1 protein-coding gene is annotated in these 1,463 nt (G+C 51.1%); it reads left to right on the top strand.

The annotated features are described in order from the left end of the window. Window positions 1-194 precede the first annotated feature (194 nt). On the top strand, window positions 195-1,019 hold the full coding sequence (locus L888_RS0111105) for a KilA-N domain-containing protein (protein WP_027952939.1): 825 nt from the start codon (window positions 195-197) through the stop codon (window positions 1,017-1,019). Window positions 1,020-1,463: the final 444 nt, after the last annotated feature.

Genomic DNA, 1,463 nt, shown 5'->3' with positions numbered 1-1,463 from the left:
TGCGTACCTGGAGCATTGTTGCCCGAGGAATGGGAATAGGGGTGCGGCCCGTGGCGGAGTAATTCCTGATATACCCAAACATCGCTCTTTGACATGCTGACACACACGACGGAAACGAAAATCCAACGGTGGGAATTTGGAATTGTTGCCGGAAAATGGTATATTTGCCATTGAAATCAAAATAAATGAAAGACATGGCGAAAATCACGGTTCAAGACACGCAGATAACCGTTACCCAATATGACGGCAGAGATTATATCTCGCTCACGGATATGGCCAACGCCAAGGAAAGTGAAAGCCGGGCTGCGGACATCATCAAGAATTGGATTCGCAACCGCTACACCATCGAGTTTCTCGGAACATGGGAGATGATGCACAATCCGGGGTTTAAAGTGGTCGAATTCGACCACTTTAAATCTCAGGCAGGTCTTCCAAGTTTTGTGATGAGCGTAGGTGAGTGGATTGAGAAGACGAATGCCATCGGTATAGTGGTCAAGCGAGGCAAATACGGCGGCACATACGCCTTCCGCGACATTGCTTTCGAGTTTGGGACAGCCATCAGCGTTCCGTTCAAGCTCTATCTGATAGAAGAGTTCCAGCGCCTCAAATCCGATGAGCAGAAACAGATAGGCTGGTCGGCCAAGCGCGAGTTATCGAAAATCAACTACCGCATCCACACCGACGCCATCAAGCAGCACCTGATACCCGACGAGGTGACGCCGGCCCAGGCAAGCATCATCTATGCCGAAGAGGCCGACGTGCTGAACGTGGCCATGTTCGGCACCACCGCCCGTCAATGGCGCGAGGCAAATCCTGAGTTGAAAGGCAACATCCGCGACTATGCCACCATCAACGAGCTGATATGCCTGTCGAACATGGAGAACATCAATGCCGTGCTCATCAACGAGGGCATTCCACAGGGCGATCGCTTGGTCAAACTCAACCAAGTGGCCATCCAGCAGATGCGCGTATTGGAGGGCGACGGGGCAAGGAAGCTGCTGACAGACGAGAATCTCTGACACTTCCCTTTCTCCCCCGTATGCCCTTTGAGTTTGCCGCATTCTCTTAGAATATATAGAGACTTTCGTCCCACGCTTCGTTCTCGAGCGTGGGACGGTTGTTTTCCACCGTTGCCAGGATTTTTGTTTTCCGTCGTGTGTGGTTCATTCCCGAGGGGTTTACTCATCCGACGATGTTGCGGACACACAGGGCGTATGTCCCTACAGGGTGCAGCGCATGGGGAATTGAAAGACAACGCCCAATCGCACCGGGTTCAAAAAGACAACGAACAACAACCGAAAACAACGCTGTGCCGCGGTGCTGCCGTTGTTATGGGTTGTTATACGTTGTCTTTGTCAACCCATAAAAAACGGGAAGTGAAGATTTCCCTCGGGAAATTTGTCCAAGACAATGGAAAGTGAAGATTTCCCACGGGAAATTTGTCCAAGACAACGGAAAGTGAA

Origin of the sequence: Hallella seregens ATCC 51272 (genome assembly GCF_000518545.1) — a bacterium.
Taxonomy (GTDB): domain Bacteria; phylum Bacteroidota; class Bacteroidia; order Bacteroidales; family Bacteroidaceae; genus Prevotella; species Prevotella seregens.
Note: the sequence above shows the minus strand (reverse complement) of the source record. Positions and strands in the feature narration are given on the sequence as shown.

Bases quoted from the DNA above. Each gene is read 5' to 3' on its own strand.
- L888_RS0111105 (WP_027952939.1), top strand. From the start codon at position 195: ATGGCGAAAATCACGGTTCAAGACACGCAGATAACCGTTACCCAATAT.